The organism is Streptomyces sp. NPDC002446 (assembly GCF_053595675.1).
The window spans coordinates 22,374-40,162 of sequence record NZ_JBSFYC010000041.1 but is presented as its reverse complement, the minus strand read 5'-3'; the positions used below and the strand labels follow the sequence as shown (position 1 = coordinate 40,162).

The following is a 17,789-nucleotide window of genomic DNA, read 5'->3' as shown; positions in this document are numbered from 1 at the left end:
CGACCTGTCACCCTACGTGATGGCTTCGGGAGAGCCCTTGCCGCAATGGCGCGCGATTCAGCCAACCTGTGTCTCTAGTTCGAGGTCGGTCCGAGACGGCCGGTCTTCACGGTGCGTATGAACGCCGACCAGGCGTCGGGCGGGAAGAGGAGAGCCGGGCCAGCGGGGTTCTTGCTGTCGCGGACGGGAATGGTGGCGGCAACACCCTCGGCGATCTCGATGCAGTTGTCATCTCCGCCGTCGCTGTAGCTGCTCTTGCGCCATACCGCACCAGCCAAGTTGGGCATCGTCTTCATGGCCTGCTCTCCTCCACCAACTGTTGGATGAACGCCAGTGAGTCACGGGGCGACAGCGCCGCATCTCGCAGGCGATCGTAAGCCAGTCGGTAACGCTGGACTTCTTCCGGCTCCTCGATCAATTCGCCCGTCCTGTTGCCTTCCAAGTAGGCAACAGCCCTGTCATCCGGCGTCCACAGGAGCGCGAGCGGACCGCCCGACAAGCCTTGTACCCCAGCGGCGAAGGGAAGCACCTGGATCGTGATGTTTGAGGCTTGGGTGACCTCTGTGATGTGTGCCAACTGGTCATGCCAGACCAAGGGGTCCTGCACCGGACGCCGCAGAACCGCCTCATCGAGAATGAACCGGACGCTGGGCGAGGGGCTGCGGTGCAGCAGATCCTGCCTGCCCAGGCGGGCGGCAACGTTCTCTTCCAGCTCGTCAGGGCTTATGGGCGTCGGCGCCAACGACAGCGCGATCCTTGCGAAGTCCTCGGTCTGCAACAGGCCCGGGACGATCAGCGAGTACTTGTGGATGATCGCAGCCTTGGCCTCGTACCGCATGAACGCCTTGTACTGGTCCTTGAACGCATCCAGTCGCGCCAGCCTCCACAGCCGCACCAGTAGCCCACCTGTGCCGTACACCCGGTCCAGCGCCTCCATGACCGGCAGTTTGGAGAGGCGTTCGCCGGTCTCCAGGCGGTGGAGGTATGTGCGGTCATAGTTGGTCTCCTCGGCCAGCTGGGCCAGCGATCTGCCGGACGCCTCCCGTAACCGGCGGAGTTCGCAGGCGAGGACCCAGCGCGCGGAATCCTCGGTCTCGGAATTCTTTTCGACCATCTTCGAGCCCCCTGTTGCCCTTTCTCGCGACAACGCCGACTCCCTTTCGCGAGTGGCTCCCGAGCCACAACTCTAGGGCCGTACAAGGAAATTGGCAGCCCAGTCAGGACTCGAACGGAGACGAGAAGGAATGGGAAATCTGGAGCGTGGTCGTGGCCCGGCGGCCGAGCGGGTCAAGGACGCCGAGGAGGCGCGGGACGAGCTGCGGACGGCTCTGAAGGGAGTGGGGATCACGCTGCCGTCGCTGTCGCTCGACGGCGTCTCGCTGGCCGGGGATTATCCGCGTCCGCTGGTGGAACTGGGGCGTTGTACACCTGATCTTGCCCGGCGGCTCGCCGCGACGCTTCGCAAAGGTGTGCCTCGTGGGTGATGAGAACGATGAAGACGATGAGGGCGAAGCAGCGGGCTGTGCGTCGAATGAGAATGAGGAGGAACGGGCAGTGGTAGCCGCTCAGCGGCGTGCGGAATTGCAAGAGCGGGTCCGGGAGGCGAATCGCTTCAGTCTGCTGTGCCGGAACCCTGGAATCAGTCTGCTGTGCCGGAATCCTGGAAAGTGAACAGCTGTCGTAGCCACGCAATCGCCTCTCCCGGGTCCGGCGCCACGGGAATTCCCTCGGGAGTCGGGGGGCGGCGGACGATCACCACCGGAATCCCCGCTTCCCGCGCGGCCGTCAGCTTGGCGGACGTGGCCGTTGCGCCGCTGTCCTTCGTCACCAGGGCGTCGATGCGGTGGGTGCGGAGCAGGGCCCGTTCGCCGTCCAGGGTGAAGGGGCCGCGGTCGAGCAGGACCTCCATGCGGGGCGGGTGCGGGGCCTCGGGCGGGTCCACGGAGCGGACCAGGAACCAGTGGTCGGTGAGGTGGGCGAAGTGGGCCAGGCCCATGCGGCCCGTGGTGAGGAAGATGCGGGTGCCGAGGGCGGGGAGGGTGGCGGCCGCGTCGGCCAGGGAGGTGACCTGGTGCCAGGTGTCGCCGGGTTCCGGTACCCAGCCGGGCCGGCGCAGGGCCAGCAGGGGAACATGGGCGGTGCGGGCGGCCAGGGCCGCGTGGTGACTGATCGTGTTGGCGAAAGGATGGGTGGCGTCGATGAGCGCGTCCACCGCATGCTCGCGCAGCCAGCGGGCAAGGCCCTCGGAGCCGCCGAACCCTCCGATGCGGACGTCCCCGGCGGGGAGCCGGGGCGCGGCGACCCGGCCCGCGAGCGAGGTCGTCACCCGCAGGGCCGGCTCCGGTGCCAGCATCGTGGCCAGGCGGCGGGCCTCCGTGGTGCCGCCGAGGATCAGTACGTGGTGCACCGGGCGGGCTGCGTCGTTCATGGGATGTGGGTTCCTCCGTGGCTGAAGAGCAACCGAAGAGTACGGGGCAGGGTACGGGGAAGGCCGCGGGAGGGCGCAGTGCCCAGCTCGCGCACACCGGGCTGCGGCACGGCTGGACGACCGGTGCCTGTGCGACGGCGGCGAGCACGGCCGCGTACACGGCGCTGCTGAGCGGCGATTTCCCGGACCCGGTGACGATCACCTTGCCGAAGGGGCAGACGCCGTCCTTCGCGCTGGCGGTGGAGGAGCTGGCGGCCGGTGCCGGCAGCGCCATGGCGGGGGTGGTGAAGGACGCCGGGGACGACCCGGATGTGACGCACGGTGCGCTGATCCGGGCCAGGGTGCGGGCGTTGCCGGCCGGGTCGGGGGTGCGCTTCACGGCCGGTCCGGGCGTCGGGACGGTGACGCGGCCGGGGCTGCCCCTGGACGTCGGGGAGCCGGCGGTCAATCCCGTACCGCGGCAGATGATGCGCGAGCACCTGGCGGAGGTGGCGCGCCGGTACGGGGGCGCGGGCGCGGCGGCGGACGTCGAGGTGGAGATCTCCGTCGATCACGGGGAGGAGATCGCGCGCAGTACGTGGAACCCGCGGCTGGGCATCCTGGGCGGGCTGTCGATCCTGGGGACCACCGGGATCGTGGTGCCGTACTCCTGCTCGGCGTGGATCGATTCCATCCGGCGTGGGGTGGATGTGGCGCGTGCGGCGGGGCGGACGCATGTGGCCGGGTGTACGGGGTCGACGTCGGAGAAGGTCGCCGTCGCGCTGCACCGTCTGCCCGAGGACGCGCTGCTGGACATGGGCGACTTCGCGGGGGCGGTGCTGAAGTACCTGCGGCGCCATCCCGTGGACCGGCTCACCATCTGCGGCGGGTTCGCCAAGCTGTCCAAACTGGCGGCCGGGCATCTGGATCTGCACTCGGCGCGGTCCCAGGTGGACAAGGGGTTCCTCGCCGAGCTGGCCCGGCGGGGCGGAGCGGACGAGGCGCTCGCGGGGGCGGTGGCCGAGGCCAACACGGGGCTGGCCGCGCTGCAGTTGTGCGCGGCGGCCGGCGTTCCGCTGGGGGATCTGGTGGCGGCGACGGCGCGGGACGAGGCGCTGGCCGTGCTGCGCGGCGCGCCCGTCGCGGTCGATGTCATCTGCATCGACCGGGCGGGGATGGTGGTGGGACGGGCGGAGCCACGGGGGCCGGGCCAGGGCCCGCGTCCAGGTCAGGCTCCGAGCCGGTGAGGCTTCCCCGCACTCCTCACCGGCCGTTCCCTGCCGCCTTCACCGGCCGCCGGCGTCACTCCTCACCGGCCGTCCGGGGAGTTCCTCAGTGGCTACCGCCGTAGTTCCTCCCGTGGCTCTTCTCGTAGGGGATGCCCAGCCGCTCGTGCACACAGGAGTCGTCGATCCCGGCCAGCCGGCTCACGGCCGTCCCCAGGGCGCAGGCGGTCAGCCGTACCGGGCTGTCGTTCAGCCACTCCGGGCGCTGCTCGCGGTACTCCGGGCGCTGCTCGCGGGCCTCGGGCCGCCGCGAGATGTCCTGGGTGGGGGTGCTCTCGTGCATCGTCGGCGAGCGGTCGCCCGCCGGTACGGGGTCGGCGGCCTTGGCCTGCGGGCGGTTGTGCGTGTCGTCGGCGCCGGCGACATCGCCGCCGAAGAGGGTCAGCAGGGCTGCGGCGGCAACCGATCCGGCGGCCAGTCTCGTGCGCATCGTGGCGTACTCCTTTGACTTGGGTGACGCGGTCCCCGTGTGGATGTGCACCGTCCTTACCGGCATCGGCACAGCAGATAACGGACATTCACCCCGATGCGGTGATGTGATCAGTCAGACGCCGCAGGGCCCGTGCCGCAGGATCCGTGCGGCCGCTCCCGGTCCGCCGAGTACAGATGGCTGTCGCGGAACTGCTCGGCGCCCAGGGTGCGGCCGACCATGATGACCGCCGTACGGACCACGCCCGCGGCCTTCACCTGACCGGCGATGTCGGACAGCGTGCCGCGCAGCACCAGTTCGTCGGGGCGGGAGGCCATGGCGACGACGGCGGCCGGGCAGTCGGGGCCGTAGTGCGGCAGGAGTTCGGCGACGACCCGGTCGACGTACATCGCGGCCAGGTGCAGCACCAGCAGCGCGCCGCTGCGCCCCAGGGTGGCGAGGTCCTCGCCCTCGGGCATGGGGGTGGCGCGCTGGGCGACGCGGGTGAGGATGACGGTCTGGCCGACCGTGGGCACGGTCAGCTCGCGCTTGAGGGCGGCGGCTGCGGCGGCGAACGCCGGGACGCCCGGCACCACTTCGTACGGCACTCCGGCCGCGTCCAGCCGGCGCATCTGCTCGGCGACCGCGCTGAAGACGGACGGGTCGCCGGAGTGCAGCCGGGCGACGTCGTGGCCCTCCTGGTGGGCGCGGACCATTTCGGCGGTGATGGTGTCGAGGTCGAGCTGCGCGGTGTCGATGAGCCGGGCGCCGGGCGGGCATTCGGCGAGCAGCTCGCGCGGCACCAGGCTGCCGGCGTAGAGACAGACGTCGCAGGAGGCGAGCGTACGGGCGCCGCGCACGGTGATCAGGTCGGCGGCGCCGGGACCCGCGCCGATGAAGTGGACGGTCATGGTGGACGGACTCCTGGGAGGGGGACCAGAGGGGGACCAAGGGCGGACGGACATGCGGGCGAGGGCGGGGCGCGGGCGCGGCGGCGGCCCGCCGCGGGCGTCACCTCACGACGGCCCCGCCGCGGGCTTCACGGCGGCCCACTGGGTGACCGGCATCGCCTGCCGCCACCCCGTGAAACCGCCGACCGGTACCGCGTGGGCGACCGCGAGGCGCACCAGTTCACCGCCGTGCCGCCGGTACCACTCGGCGAGCAGCGCCTCGGACTCCAGCGTCACGGTGTTCGCGACGATGCGGCCGCCCGGGGGCAGCGCCTCCCAGCAGGCGGCCAGCAGGCCGGGGGCGGTCAGACCGCCGCCGATGAACACCGCGTCCGGTGCCGGCAGGCCGTCCAGCGCGGCGGGCGCGGGGCCGTGCACGACGCGCAGTGCCGGTACCCCCAGAGCGCGCGCGTTACGGCCGATCCGCTCGGCCCGTGCCGGGTCGCGCTCGACGCTGACGGCGCGCACGCTGCGGTGCGCGCGCAGCCATTCGATGGCGATGGAGCCGGAGCCGCCGCCGATGTCCCACAGGAGTTCGCCGGGGGCGGGGGCCAGCGCGGCGAGCGTGGCGGCGCGCACATGACGCTTGGTGAGCTGGCCGTCGTGCTCGTACGCGGTGTCGGGCAGGCCGGGGACGGTGGACAGGGCCGGGGTGCCGGGCTCACGGACGCAGTCCAGCGCGATGACGTTGAGGGGGTCGGCGGGCGGCGCGTCCCAGTCGGCGGCCGCCCCTTCCACCGTCCGCTCGCGCCCGGAGCCGAGTTGTTCCAGTACGCGCATACGGGTGGGGCCGAAGCCCTGTGCCCGCAGCAGGCCGGCGACCTCGGCGGGGGTGCCGGGCCCGGCGGACAGCACGAGCAGCCGCCGGCCGTCGTAGAGCGCGCGGGCCAGGTTCTCGGTGGGCCGCCCGACGAGCGTGACGACCTCGGTGTCCTCGACGGGCCAGCCGAGCCGGGCGCAGGCGTAGGAGACGGAGGAGGGGTGCGGGAAGACGCGCAGCCGGGGCGGACCGCCGCCCGGCCGGCGGCCTGCCGCCGCGACGTCCTGCTCCGCTTGCGCCTCCTGCTCCGCCAGCACCTCGGTCAGCGTCCGCCCGATCCCGTAGAACATCGGGTCGCCGCTGGCCAGCACGCACACCCGGCGTCCGGCGTGCGCGGCGAGCAGCCCCGGGACGGCGGGGCGCAGCGGCGAGGGCCACGGGACGCGCTCGCCGGGGCACTGCGCGGGCAGCAGCGCGAGCTGGCGCGCGCCGCCGATCAGCACCTCGGCCGCGCGCAGCACCTGTTGGGAGGCGGCGGGCAGTCCGTCCCAGCCGTCGGCTCCGATGCCGACGACCGCGAGGGGTTCCCCAGCGGCCGGTGGGGGCACCTGCCCGCGGTGGCCGGGGGAGGGTGGTGCGGGGCTCACTGCCGATGACCTCTTGCGTCGGGACGGGGTGGGTGGCGGGTGCCGAACTCTACTGACCGGGAGGCCGGGGCCCGCGACCGGGCCCGGCCCGCCCGGCACTCCGCGGCTCTCCCCCGCCGCAAGGTTTCCGCAAGGGTGCGGCAAGGCTTTCGTCCAGCCGTACGGGCACGTCCTTGGTGGCGGGCTGTCCCGGACCGCGGTTCCGGGCCACGTCGACATCGAGCAGACGAGCAGACATGGGGGATGCCATGACGGCATTGCGGGTGTTCGAAGGAAGGCAGCACCAGTTACGGGAATGGCTGACGCTCACGGGACGGAAGCGGGTCCTGATCGTCGTGCACACCGTGACGTACGGCAAGCGGCTGGCGGAGGTCTGCTCCCTGCTGGAGTCGGATCTCCGGGTCCAGGTGGTGTTCACCGCCCCGCCCCACCCGTTCGGGGACGGCGTGGCGCGGCTGCTGGAGCGGCTGGGCGGCGCCGTGCTGCCGTGGGACGAAGCGGTCCGGATGGAGTTCGACCTGGCGCTGGCGGCCGGGCCGCGCGAGGTGGAGAAGGTGCGCGCACCGCTGATCATGCTGCCGCACGGCGCCAACTTCCTGAAGCGGGTCACCGAGGGAGCCGACACCCGGGTGGCCGGGCTGGCACGGCAGGACCTCGCACCGGCCGGACGGGAGCTGCCCGCCGCGGTGGTTCTGGCGCACCGGGACGACCTCGACGGGCTGGCGCGCTCCTGCCCGGAAGCGCTTTCGGTCGCCTCCGTGGTCGGTGACCCGGTGCACGACCGGATGGTGGCCAGCCTGCCCCGGCGCGGCGCCTACCGCCGTGCGCTCGGGCTCGCCAAGGGGCAGCAGCTCACCGCCGTCGTCTCCACCTGGGGGACCCGGTCCTCCTTCGGGGCGATCGAGGCGCTGTTGCCGCGGCTGCTGGAGCTCGTGGGCCGCAACCGGCGGGTGGCGCTGCTGGTGCATCCCAACGTCTGGTCGGGGCACGGGGCCCGGCAGGTGCGGGCCTGGCTGGCGCAGTGTGTACATCGCGGCCTCGCGGTGGTGCCTCCGGAGGCGGACTGGCGGACCGTGCTGATCGCGGCGGACACGATCATCGGGGACCACGGATCGGTGACCCTGTACGGGACGCTGACCAAGGCGCCGATCCTGCTGACCGCCTCGCCCGAGCAGGAGATCAACCCGGCCTCACCGGCCGCCGCGCTGGCCCGGACGGCGCCCGCGCTGTCGCCGGCCCACCCGCTGAAGAGCCAGCTGGCGTACGCGACTTCCGAGTACCACCGGCATCAGCGGGAGGAGTACGGGGCGATCGCCGCGCGGATCACGTCCGAGCCGGGCCGGTTCAGCCGGAACATGCGCCGGCTGCTCTACCGGCTGCTCGGCCTCGGCCAGCCCGCGCACCCCGCCCCCACCCTGCCGCTGCCGCCGCCCCCGTCCCTGGCGTCCTGGGCCGCCGCACCGCACGGCAGCTGCGGGACGGGGGTGTCGGCATGAACCGGGTACCGGCCACGGTGGCGCCCTGGGGTGCCCGGGGACAGCGGCGGGTGAGGGTGTGGCAGGGCAGCAGGGCGATCGCGGTGTCGGTATCGGTAGCGGTACCGGGAGCAGGGGGTGAGGGGGCCGTGGGCGGAAGGTCCCCGGACTCCGTCGGCTCCTCCCTGCCGGCTTGTGCCTGGTTCGGCGGGAAGGGGAACGGCGGGACGCGGACCGGTGGCGGTCACGGTGCGGTGCCCGCCGCTGTCGACGACCACTTCGCGGTGGACGACCACTTCGCGGTGGACGCCGAACGCTGCACCGAGGAGCGCTGGCTCGCCTGTGCCGATGTGCTGCACGGCAGCCGCCCGTGGCCGGCCGAGAGCGCGGTCGGTTGGCTGCGGGACGCCCTCGGCCGGTACACCGGGTGCCGGCTTGCCGGGCTGCCGCTGATCGGGGGCGGCTGGGCGGTCGCGGAGCGCATCGGACCCTGTCGGCTGCTGCGGTCGGCGTTCCTCCGGCCGACGCTGCCGCACCCCGCTCGGGGCCGGGCGGCCTGGGAGTACTCCTTGATGGCGTCGTGCCTGTACGGGCTGGTCGTGACCGGGTACGCGCTGGAAGGGCTGCTGCCGCTCACGGTGCTGGCGCTCGCCCCGTCACCGGCGGACGGCCACCGCGGCCTCTCCGCCCGGGTGATGCCTCATCAGTGAGGTTGTGGAGACGCTGCCCTGGCTGGTTCAAGCGTCTTGAGGGTCTGCTGGATGCGCCGCGATACCGGCCAGCAGGCCCTCCACCCGCCGCGCGTCCGACGGGCTCTGCCGCGCGTACAGCTCCCCGGCGCGGGCGAAGCAGTCCCGTGCCACCGGGAGATCCGCGTGCTCCACGGCGCTCATCGCGAGCATCTCCAGCGTGCGGGCCTGCCAGGGCGTGGCCCCGGCTGCCTCGAACACCGCCAGGGCCTCCCTCAGCTCGGCCGCCCCGGCCTCGTACGCGCCTTCGACGGCACGGGCCCGCCCGTGGAAGGCGAGCGCGCGGGCGGCGTCATAGGGGTCGTCCACGGCCAGCAGGGTGCTGCGGGCCAGGTCGAAGTACTCCGCGGCGCGCCGCCCGTCCCATTCCGCGGCCGGGCTCTCCAGTGCCATCTCGCCCAGCACGATGCGCGACAGCGCCGTCCCCCGCGGATAGCCGACGGCCTCCCAGGTGGCGATGGCCTGGTTCAGGAAGGCGCCGGCTTCGGGGAAGCGGCCCGCCTGCCGCAGCGCCGAGCCGATGCCGTGCAGCGCCTGGCCCTCGTCCCGGGCGTCCCCGGCCTCGCGGGCGGCGTCCAGCGACCAGGAGAACCAGGTGATGGCGTCGTCGGTCCGTCCGGCGACGCCGAAGCCGATGGCACCGGAGTTGAGCATCTGGCGCTCCGCGGCACGGTCGCCGCCGCGCCGGGCGGCGCGCAGCCCGATCTCGTGCGCCTCCAGCCACAGGTCGTGGTAGCGCAGCCGGTGGAACAACGGCCAGAGCGCGTCGACCAGTTGCCAGGCCGTGTCGTCCCAGCCGGCCTCGTACGCCGTCCGTACCGCCGCGAGCAGATCCCGGCGGTGTGTCTCCAGCCAGGTCAGGGCGCCGGGCGCGTCGGTGAACGGGAAGGGCAGGCCGTCCGGGGGGAAGGCATAGGTCCGGCGAAGGGTCAGCTGGATCGGGGACAGGTGCCGTTGGGCCTGTGTGGCGGTGGCCAGGTACCAGTCGCAGGCACGTCTGCGCACCTCGGCGCGGTCCTCCGGACGTTCCTCGGACCGCCCCTGTTCCTCGGCGTGCAGGCGGACGAGGTCGTGGAAGCGGTAGCTGTCCGGGCCGATGTCCTCGACGAGGTTGGCCTCGACCAGTACGTCCAGCAGTCGCTCGGCCTCGGCGAGCGGGACCGCGCAGGCGGCCGCGGCGGTCCGGGCATCCAGCGCGCGGGCCGGCAGCAGTGCGAGCCGGCGGTAGAGCCGCGCCGCCTCGGGAGCCAGCACCGCGTAGGACTCGTCGAGGGCGTGGTTCACGGAGGGCTCTCCTTCTATCGCCAGTGCGGCCAGCTGGCCCTGCCGGGTGAGCGCCTCCACCAGCGAGCGCACCGGCTGCCGGGGGCGGGAGGCCAGGCGGGCGGATGCCAGGCACAGGGCCAGCGGGAACCCGCCGCACAGGGCTATCAGCTGGCGGGTCTCCTGCGCCTCGCTGCGTACCCGGTCGGCGCCGACCCCTCGGGACAGCACCTCTTCGGCGGCGGCCTGGTCGAGCAGCCCGAGCTGGTGGTAGAGCGCGCCGTCGGCCCGTAATCCCGTGAGGCGGTGTCTGCTCGTCGCCACGATCAGGCCGCGGTGGCCGCCGGGAAGCAGCGGACGGACCTGGGCGGCGGAGAAGACGTTGTCCAGCATCACGGAGACCCGGAGGCCGACGGTGACCGAGCGCCAGAGCGCGGTCTGCTCCCCCAGGTCCGCCGGGACCGGGCCCATGCCCAGTGCGCGCAGAAATTGGCCGAGTACTTCGGACGGCGTGGCGGGTCCGTCGGCTGCGTGGCCCCGTAGGTCCGCGTACAGCTGACCGTCGGGGAACTGCTCGGCGGTGGTCCGCAGCCAGCGGGACACCAGCGCGGTCTTCCCTATCCCGGCCGGTCCGGACACCACGATGAGCGGCGCCGAGTCGGCTGGGCGGCGGGCGCACAGCGCATCGAGCGTGGCGAGGTCGTGCTCGCGGTCCGTGAAGTGCGGGGAGACCGGCAGGAGTTGCCGGGGAACGGGCAGCCGGGGCGCGGAGCCGGGCGCGGTGCGGTCGTGGAAGTGGACGCCTCCGTGGATCGCTCCCGCCTGGACGCTGGGGCCCTCTATCCTCGCCGAACCCCCGATGGCGTTGGCGTTGTGCATGCCGTGCCCGTGCCCGTCCTGGTGCATCCGCGGCCCCCGTCCCGGTACGTCATGGATCGATTCAGCATTCCCCGGGGACATCGGCAGGAGTCCCCGTCGGCGGCTGCCGCCGGAGCGACGCGTGCAATTCGGCCAGGCCTCAGGGGGCGCGGGGACCACGACCGCGAGCCGCCCTGGGGCCACTCGCTCCATGAGGCCTTCTGGTCTCCGCCTCGGACGAGTGCCATGCTCGCTGCAACAGATGGTGCGCCGTTCAGGGGGAGGCGCTGATGGATATCTACGTACTCGGCCCCATTTGTCTCGGCATCCAGGACGACAGAGTCCCGCTCGGCTCCGACAAGGAACGCTGCATCCTGGCCTCGCTCGCCCTGTCGGCGGGCCGTCCCGTGGCCCTGCAGACCCTCATCGACCGGCTGTGGGACGGCACCCCTCCCGGCAAGGCCCGGGAGTCCGTCCACACCTATGTCTCACGGTTGCGCAAGACCCTGCGGACCTCCACGGCGACCAGCGTTCCGGTGATCTCGCAGCATGCGCACACCTACACCCTGGCCATCGCACCGGACCGGGTCGACTGGCACCGCTTCAAGAAGCTGACCACCCAGGCGCGGGCCGCGTCCGACGACGGGAACGAGGCCGCCGCGGCCACGCTGCTCCACGAGGCCGACGCCCTGTGGGACGAGGAGGCGCTGGCAGGCCTGCCCGGCCTGTGGCCGGAGCGGATCCGGGCCAGGCTGGCGGAGGAACGGCTCGTCGCGGCCACTTCGCGGGTCGCGGCGGAGCTCCGCCTGCGCCGGTTCCACAGCGCGGTCGGCCCGCTGTCCTCGCTCATCGCCCAGCACCCTTACGACGAGCTGTTGTTGGAATACCTGATGCTGGCCTATTACGGCTGCGGCCGGCACGCCGACGCACTGCGGGTGTACCAGCAGGCTCGCCGCCGCCTGCGCGAGGAGCTCGGCGCCGACCCGAGCACTCAGCTGACCCGGGTCCACCAGCAGATCCTGTGCCGGGCGCCGCTGCCGGAACTGATTCCCTACCCGGCGCACGCACGTCCGGCGCCCGCAGCGGAGCCGACCGCGCGGGCCGCCGCGGTCCCGCCCCGCGTCGCGGCCCCCGCACCGGCACCGGCATCGGCACCTGGGGTCGCCGCTCCGCGGAATCTGCCCCGGCACACCGCACTCGTCGGCCGCCGGGCCGAGATGCGCCGGCTGTGCGCCGCGGTCGATGACGCCGCCGGCGGTCGTGACGGCGGGCCGGCTCCCGCGGTGATCGCCCTGGAGGCGATCTCCGGAATGGCGGGGGTGGGCAAGACGGCGGTGGCGGTCAGCGCCGCTCACCGCCTGGGCGAACGGTTCCCCGACGGGCAGCTCTACCTCGATCTGCGTGCGCACGCCGGCGTCCAGGATCCGCTGAACGCGGGGGCGGCGCTGTCGACGCTCCTGCGTCTGCTGGGGGTGGCACCCGACGCCATTCCCGGCGAGATCGAGGAGCGAACCGCTCTGTGGCGCACCCTGCTGGGGCGGAAGCGGGCCGTGGTGATCCTGGACGACGCGGCCAGCACCGACCAGGTGCGCCCGCTGCTCCCCGACAGCGGCTCGCCGTCGCTCGTCATGATCACCAGTCGCCGCCACCTGGCCGGTCTGCCCGGTGCGCACTGGCTGGCGCTCGATGTGCTGCCGCCGGACGACGCGACGGCGCTGTTCCGGAAGTTCGCGGGCCGAGAGCGCACCCGCGACGCCACCGCGGTCGACCACATCGTCCAGCTGTGCGGCTATTTGCCGCTGGCCATCGAAATCGCCGCCAATCGGTTCAATGCCCGGCCGTCCTGGACCCTTGCCACACTCTGCGAACGGCTCTCCTCCGGCCCGGGAAGGCTGGGCGAATTGTGCGACGGCTACTCGGAGATAGCCCGCGCTTTCGAGATGTCCTACCAGACCCTGACCGGCACTCAGCAGAGTGTGTTCCGGCATCTCGCACTCCATCTGGGCGCCAATTTCGGGCCGCATGCGGCGGCTGCACTGGTGAACCTTCCGGTGGCGGAAACGGAGCGGCTGCTGGAAACGCTGCTGCACTGCCACCTGCTCCAGGAGCCCACCCCGCACCGTTACCGCTTCCACGATCTGCTGGGGGAGTTCGCGCGGGCGCTGGTGTTCTCCGAGGACACCAGGGAGGAGCGCGACCGGGCCCTTCGCCGGCTGGTGGACTTCTACCTCCATGCGGCCGACACCGCCGACACCTTGCTCTACCCCCGCCGCCTCCGGCTGCCGCGTCTGCATCCCGGCACCGCCGTGCCGTCGCCCTCCTTGCCGCCCTTACGGCATGCGGACGACGCCAAGGAATGGCTCACGGTGGAACGCTCGAACCTCCTCACCGTGGAGTGCCATGCCCGTACGCACGGGCCGTCGGACCGCGCCGCACTGCTGAGCCATGCCCTGTCCGGGTTCCTGGACGCCGAGTGCCACTGGACCGACACCGACCGGATGCAGCGCCACGCCGTCGACCACTGGGAGCGGGTGGGCGACCGGCACGCCCTGTGTCTGGCCCTGCTCGACCTGGGCGCGACCCATGCCAACACCTCCCGCTATCCGCAGGCCGAGGAGGCGGCCCGGCGGGCGCTCGATCTGGCACGGGCGGTGGACGCCCCTGACGCCCAGGCCGAGGCGCTGCGCGCCCTGGGGATCCTGCAGTGGCACCTCGGGCGGAACCACGCGGCACTCGACCTGCACCAGGAGGCACTGCAGATCCAGCGCCGATCGGGCGACGCATGGGACCTGGCACGTTGCGAGAACAACATCGGCATTTCGCTGATCTATCTCGGCGAACACCGCGAGGCCCTGCAATACGTGACCAGCGCCATCCAGCACTTCCGACTCACCGGCGACGAAAGGAACGTCGCAAAGTGCATTAACAACCTCGGGGATTTGCATATGCGCATGGGAGATTCCGTCACCGCGCGCCGCTCTTACGAGGAGTCCCTTGCGCTCGCCGCTTCACTCGGAAATCTCGCGGACCAGGCCGCCACCAAGGCGAATATCGCCGGAATCCTCATCGCGTCCCCGAACCCGCAGGACCTCGCGTCCGGCCTCGACATGTTCCAAGAATGCCTCGTCATCTTCCGCCGGCTGGGCGACCGCCGGAACGAGGCCAACACCCTCATCGGGATCGGCACCGCACACCACCGCCTCGGCCACTACGCACAGGCCGCCGGGCACCACGCCAAGGCGCTGGAGCTGGCCCGGGACATCGGCGCGGCACACGAGGAGACGCAGGCCCTCCACCGACTCGGCGCGGCCGAGGCCGCCCTCGGGGACCTCGGCGCCGCCGCCGGGCACGCCGAGATGTCACTGGCCCTCGCGGAGCGGATCCAGGCACTGGACCAGAAGGCCTGGGCGATGGACACGCTGGCAGGCGTACGGCTGCGGGAAGGGCGGTACGACCTGGCCCGGGAATTGTTGGCATATTCGCTTGGCATATTCAAATCCCTGGACCCGTCCGAAGCCTCCCGAGTCAGCCGCCGACTGGCCCTCCTCGCTGAAACGGAAAGCGACAACAACCCCGAGGAGCAAACCTCCTAAATACCCCCACAACGGACTGCACTTTGCGCTCGCGATCGATATCCCGCGAGGGATTTGCCAGCCCGCCCACACGGTGATCCAATACGTATTCCTCGTCCTTCCCGATCTCCGAGGAATGAAATTGCGCACCTCCAGAACCGGCTGCCGAGTGGGCACCGCAGTGATCACCAGCGCGGTGGCGGTCGTGGCCCTGCAGGCCCTTACCGCACCTTCCGCAGCAGCGGCCCGGCCCGACGCCGCCCAGACCGAACTCGACACCGCGGTCACCCGCAACACCTCGGACGCCATCTGCATCCCGACGTTGCACCGCGGCGACTGACACCGTGTGCGCGGACCCCGACCGGACAGTCGGGGTCCGCTTCCGTTCCCTTCCCACTCCCGCTTCCGCCGCTCTGACCAGGCACGATCGCCCGTTCGACGGTAATGACAACGGTCACCGGTGCAGCCTTTGGATCTTTCGCCGAAGTGCGGTTTGCTTCCCAGCCAGGGAGCCAGGAAGGAGCGCGCCATGACCGAGCACGCCCACAGCCACGGGCACAGCCACAGCCACGCACACGGGGTCTCGCCGGACGCCGACCGGCGCTGGCTGCGCGCCGCGCTCATCCTGCTCACCGCGTACATGGCGGTCGAGGTCGTCATCGGTGTGCTGGCGCAGTCGCTGGCGCTGATCTCGGACGCCGCCCATATGCTCACCGACGCGGTCTCGATCGTGCTGGCGCTGATCGCGATGCGGCTGGCCGCGCGGCCGGCCCGCGGCGGCTACACGTACGGGCTCAAGCGCGCCGAGATCCTCTCCGCGCAGGCCAACGGCATCACCCTGCTGCTGCTGTCGGTCTGGCTGGCGTACGAGGCGGTGCAGCGGCTGATCGAGCCGCCCGCGGTGACCGGCGGGCTGGTGCTGGTCACCGCGCTGTCCGGGATCGTCGTCAACCTCATCTGCACCTGGCTGCTGTCCAGGGCCAACCGCTCCAGCCTGAACGTCGAGGGCGCCTACCAGCACATCCTCACCGACCTGTTCGGGTTCGTGGCGACCGCCGTCTCCGGTCTGGTCGTGCTGACGACGGGCTTCGCGCAGGCCGACGCGATCGCCACGCTGGTGGTCGTCGCGCTGATGCTGCGGGCCGGTACCGGGCTGGTGCGCGAGTCCGGGCGGATCTTCATGGAGGCCGCACCGGCCGGCATCGACCCGGACGCGATAGGCGACCACCTGGTCGCCGAGAACGAGGTCGTCGAGGTGCACGATCTGCACATCTGGCAGATCACCTCCGGTCAGCCGGCGCTGTCCGCGCACATCCTGGTGGCGCCGGGCGGCGACTGCCACAAGGTCCGCCGGAGTCTGCAGGAGCTGCTCAGCGGGGAGTACGGCATCACGCACGCCACGCTGCAGGTCGACCACGTCGGCGAGGACGGCGCGGCGGACGAGGTGCTGACGCTCGGCCCGCGGCCGGAACCCGGCTCGGCGCCGCCCGGATCGCCGGCGCTCCCCGGCGAACACTGCGAGGACGCACACGGCCCGGTGCACCGGCCGGGGCCGCACGAGCACTGACGCGGCGCACGCCGTTGCGGTGCCCGCGCCCGGCCGACGCCCGCGCCCCGCACTCGGGTGAACCCGGACCGGGTGCGGGCCGCCTGCCGCCGGTGACGGGCGTCGCGGTGCTCGGATGACGGCATGAGAACCGCCGTTGTCTGCGCGCTGCTGTGCGCCGCTTCGCTCCCCGCCCCGTCCGTCGCCGCACCCGCCCCGCAGGCGCCCCCCGCCGTCTCGGTGTCGGTGGCGGTGACCGACGGCGCCGACGACACCGAGACCGGCCGACGGCTCGAATACCGCATCACCGTGCACAACATGGGCGCCGACGAGGTCCCCGGGGCCCGCGTCGAACAGCGGATGCCGGCCACCACGACCTCCGCCACCGCACCCGGCGGCACCGTCCAGGGCGAGGGGACGGGCGGCCGGAAAGTCGTCTGGCGCGCCGATCTGCCCGCGCACGACATCCAGGTGTTCACCGCCACCGCCGTCCTCGGCGACCGCCCCGGCCGCGCCACCGCCGCCCCCGGCACCCTGCGCGCCGCCGCCACCGCCTGTGTCTACGTGGGCGACTCCTACGCCCCCGCGGCCTGCTCCGGCGATCTCGACGACCTCCCGCTGACGGGCGGGGAGGGCGGCGGCAACGACGGATGGGGGTGGTGGGCGGTGACCGCCGCGGCCGCGGCGCTGCTCGGGCCCGGGGTGGTACGCACGGTGCGCAAGCGGCGGGCGGCGGCACCCCCGCGCTGAGCCACCTCGCGCGCCCGGTCACCCATTGGCACCGGCCCCGCTCGCGCGCCACAGCCCTACGGACTTGCCTGGAAGGTGGCCGTAGGGCAGGGCTCACGGGAGGACGACGCGATGTCAGCGAGGGTCCTGGCGTCGGCGCGGGGCCTGGCCGGCGGGGTGCTCCTGCTGGTCGGCGCGCTCCTGCTGCCGCTCGGGCTGGCCGCCACCTGGGCACGCGCCGAACTGACCGAGACCGACAGCTATGTGGCGACGGTGGCGCCACTGGCCGCCGACGCCGCCGTGCAGCAGGCCGTCGTCGACGACGTGACGGACGGGGTGATGGCGCACATCCAGCTCGACGGTCTGCTGAAGGGGCTGCTCAAGGCCGTACCGCGCGCGGAGCGTCCGGCAGTGCGCCGCCACTTCACCCACGGCATCCGGGAGTCCGTCGCCAAACAGGTGCGCCAGGTCGTCACCGGCAGCGGGTTCCCCGCGATGTGGCAGGGGGTGCACCGGACCGCCCACCGGTCCCTGGACGGCACCCTGGCCGCCCCCGGCAATGCGGCGGTCACCCTCGACCTCACCCCTGTCCTGGCACGCGTCAAACGTCAGCTCTCCGACAACGGCGCCGGCATGGGGGTGGACTTCGTCCGCCGGGTGCCGCGCTCCGGCGTGCAGGTGGTGCTGCTGGAAGCCGCGCACGTACCCCGGGTCCGGGCCGTCTACGACGTCGTCCACCACGGGGCGCTGCTGCTGCCGCCGGCCGCGGCGCTGTGCCTGGCCGGCGGACTGCTGCTGACGCGGCGCCGCCGCCGCGCACTGATCTGCGCCGGCACGGCCTGCGCCACGGCCGCCGCCCTGCTGGCCGCCGCCCTCGCCCTGCTGCGCGGCCGCGCCCTGGACGCGCTGCCGCCGGTGATCTCCCGCCCCGCGGCGGGCGCATACGCGGATGCGCTGACGGGGCCGTTGCGGACGGGGGTGTGGCTCATCGTCGCCGCGGGCGCGCTGACGGCCGTACTGGCGGCGGCGGGGCCTGTGGCGGCGCGGGCCTGGCGCGCGCGGCGGAGCACCGCGGGCCGTGGCTGAGGCCGCGGGCCGTGGCTGAGGGCCGCCGGATCTGCGGCGGGAACGTCTGCGG

16 protein-coding genes are annotated in these 17,789 nt (G+C 72.8%); 9 read left to right on the top strand and 7 right to left on the bottom strand.

From position 1 onward, the window contains the following. Nucleotides 1–74 precede the first annotated feature (74 nt). The gene (locus ACWD6P_RS22845; RefSeq protein ID WP_451445990.1) at nt 75–296 is read right to left on the bottom strand and encodes a DUF397 domain-containing protein; all 222 of its coding nucleotides are present in this window, start codon (nt 294–296) and stop codon (nt 75–77) included. Continuing rightward, nucleotides 293–1,114, bottom strand: coding sequence for a helix-turn-helix domain-containing protein (locus tag ACWD6P_RS22840; protein ID WP_451445989.1), 822 nt, complete (start codon nt 1,112–1,114; stop codon nt 293–295). The genes ACWD6P_RS22845 and ACWD6P_RS22840 overlap by 4 nt, the downstream gene beginning before the upstream one ends. Nucleotides 1,115–1,244: 130 nt before the next feature. On the opposite strand from ACWD6P_RS22840, the gene ACWD6P_RS22835 reads away from it, so the two are divergent. Next, nucleotides 1,245–1,484, top strand: coding sequence for a hypothetical protein (locus ACWD6P_RS22835; RefSeq protein WP_451445988.1), 240 nt, complete (start codon nt 1,245–1,247; stop codon nt 1,482–1,484). Between the two features lie 155 nt (nt 1,485–1,639). On the opposite strand, the gene ACWD6P_RS22830 is transcribed toward ACWD6P_RS22835, so the two are convergent. After that, nucleotides 1,640–2,428, bottom strand: a complete 789-nt coding sequence (locus ACWD6P_RS22830) for a cobalt-precorrin-6A reductase (RefSeq protein ID WP_451445987.1) — start codon at nt 2,426–2,428, stop codon at nt 1,640–1,642. 17 nt (nt 2,429–2,445) lie between these two features. Here ACWD6P_RS22830 and ACWD6P_RS22825 point away from each other — a divergent pair, with 17 nt between their 5' ends. Then, nucleotides 2,446–3,654, top strand: a complete 1,209-nt coding sequence (locus ACWD6P_RS22825) for a cobalt-precorrin-5B (C(1))-methyltransferase (RefSeq protein WP_451445986.1) — start codon at nt 2,446–2,448, stop codon at nt 3,652–3,654. Nucleotides 3,655–3,739: 85 nt separating this feature from the next. Here the strand turns inward: ACWD6P_RS22825 and ACWD6P_RS22820 are convergent, their stop codons facing one another. From ACWD6P_RS22820 to cbiE, 3 genes are all read right to left on the bottom strand, one after another. Then, complete coding sequence (locus ACWD6P_RS22820) at nt 3,740–4,123, bottom strand: hypothetical protein (protein ID WP_451445985.1); 384 nt, start codon at nt 4,121–4,123, stop codon at nt 3,740–3,742. A 110-nt stretch (nt 4,124–4,233) separates the two neighbouring features. After that, complete coding sequence (cobM, locus tag ACWD6P_RS22815) at nt 4,234–5,013, bottom strand: precorrin-4 C(11)-methyltransferase (protein WP_451445984.1); 780 nt, start codon at nt 5,011–5,013, stop codon at nt 4,234–4,236. A gap of 105 nt (nt 5,014–5,118) precedes the next feature. Further along, nucleotides 5,119–6,459, bottom strand: a complete 1,341-nt coding sequence (gene cbiE / locus ACWD6P_RS22810) for a precorrin-6y C5,15-methyltransferase (decarboxylating) subunit CbiE (RefSeq protein WP_451445983.1) — start codon at nt 6,457–6,459, stop codon at nt 5,119–5,121. Nucleotides 6,460–6,707: 248 nt separating this feature from the next. Between cbiE and ACWD6P_RS22805 the strand changes: the two genes are divergently transcribed. Continuing rightward, complete coding sequence (locus tag ACWD6P_RS22805; protein WP_451445982.1) at nt 6,708–7,955, top strand: hypothetical protein; 1,248 nt, start codon at nt 6,708–6,710, stop codon at nt 7,953–7,955. Between the two features lie 233 nt (nt 7,956–8,188). Then, nucleotides 8,189–8,644: a hypothetical protein gene (locus tag ACWD6P_RS22800; protein WP_451445981.1), complete on the top strand. Its 456-nt coding sequence runs from the start codon at nt 8,189–8,191 to the stop codon at nt 8,642–8,644. 27 nt (nt 8,645–8,671) lie between these two features. On the opposite strand, the gene ACWD6P_RS22795 is transcribed toward ACWD6P_RS22800, so the two are convergent. Beyond that, nucleotides 8,672–10,852, bottom strand: a complete 2,181-nt coding sequence (locus ACWD6P_RS22795; RefSeq protein ID WP_451445980.1) for an AAA family ATPase — start codon at nt 10,850–10,852, stop codon at nt 8,672–8,674. A gap of 242 nt (nt 10,853–11,094) precedes the next feature. Between ACWD6P_RS22795 and ACWD6P_RS22790 the strand changes: the two genes are divergently transcribed. The 5 genes from ACWD6P_RS22790 to ACWD6P_RS22770 all read left to right on the top strand — a co-directional run bounded on the left by ACWD6P_RS22790 (nt 11,095) and on the right by ACWD6P_RS22770 (nt 17,737). Then, nucleotides 11,095–14,397: an AfsR/SARP family transcriptional regulator gene (locus ACWD6P_RS22790; protein WP_451445979.1), complete on the top strand. Its 3,303-nt coding sequence runs from the start codon at nt 11,095–11,097 to the stop codon at nt 14,395–14,397. A gap of 121 nt (nt 14,398–14,518) precedes the next feature. After that, nucleotides 14,519–14,716: a hypothetical protein gene (locus ACWD6P_RS22785; protein WP_451445978.1), complete on the top strand. Its 198-nt coding sequence runs from the start codon at nt 14,519–14,521 to the stop codon at nt 14,714–14,716. Nucleotides 14,717–14,905: 189 nt separating this feature from the next. Next, on the top strand, nt 14,906–15,943 hold the full coding sequence (locus ACWD6P_RS22780) for a cation diffusion facilitator family transporter (protein ID WP_451445977.1): 1,038 nt from the start codon (nt 14,906–14,908) through the stop codon (nt 15,941–15,943). A gap of 123 nt (nt 15,944–16,066) precedes the next feature. Continuing rightward, nucleotides 16,067–16,672 (top strand): hypothetical protein, encoded by a 606-nt coding sequence (locus ACWD6P_RS22775; RefSeq protein ID WP_451445976.1) that lies wholly within the window; start codon nt 16,067–16,069, stop codon nt 16,670–16,672. 111 nt (nt 16,673–16,783) lie between these two features. Further along, nucleotides 16,784–17,737: a hypothetical protein gene (locus ACWD6P_RS22770; RefSeq protein ID WP_451445975.1), complete on the top strand. Its 954-nt coding sequence runs from the start codon at nt 16,784–16,786 to the stop codon at nt 17,735–17,737. Nucleotides 17,738–17,789: the final 52 nt, after the last annotated feature.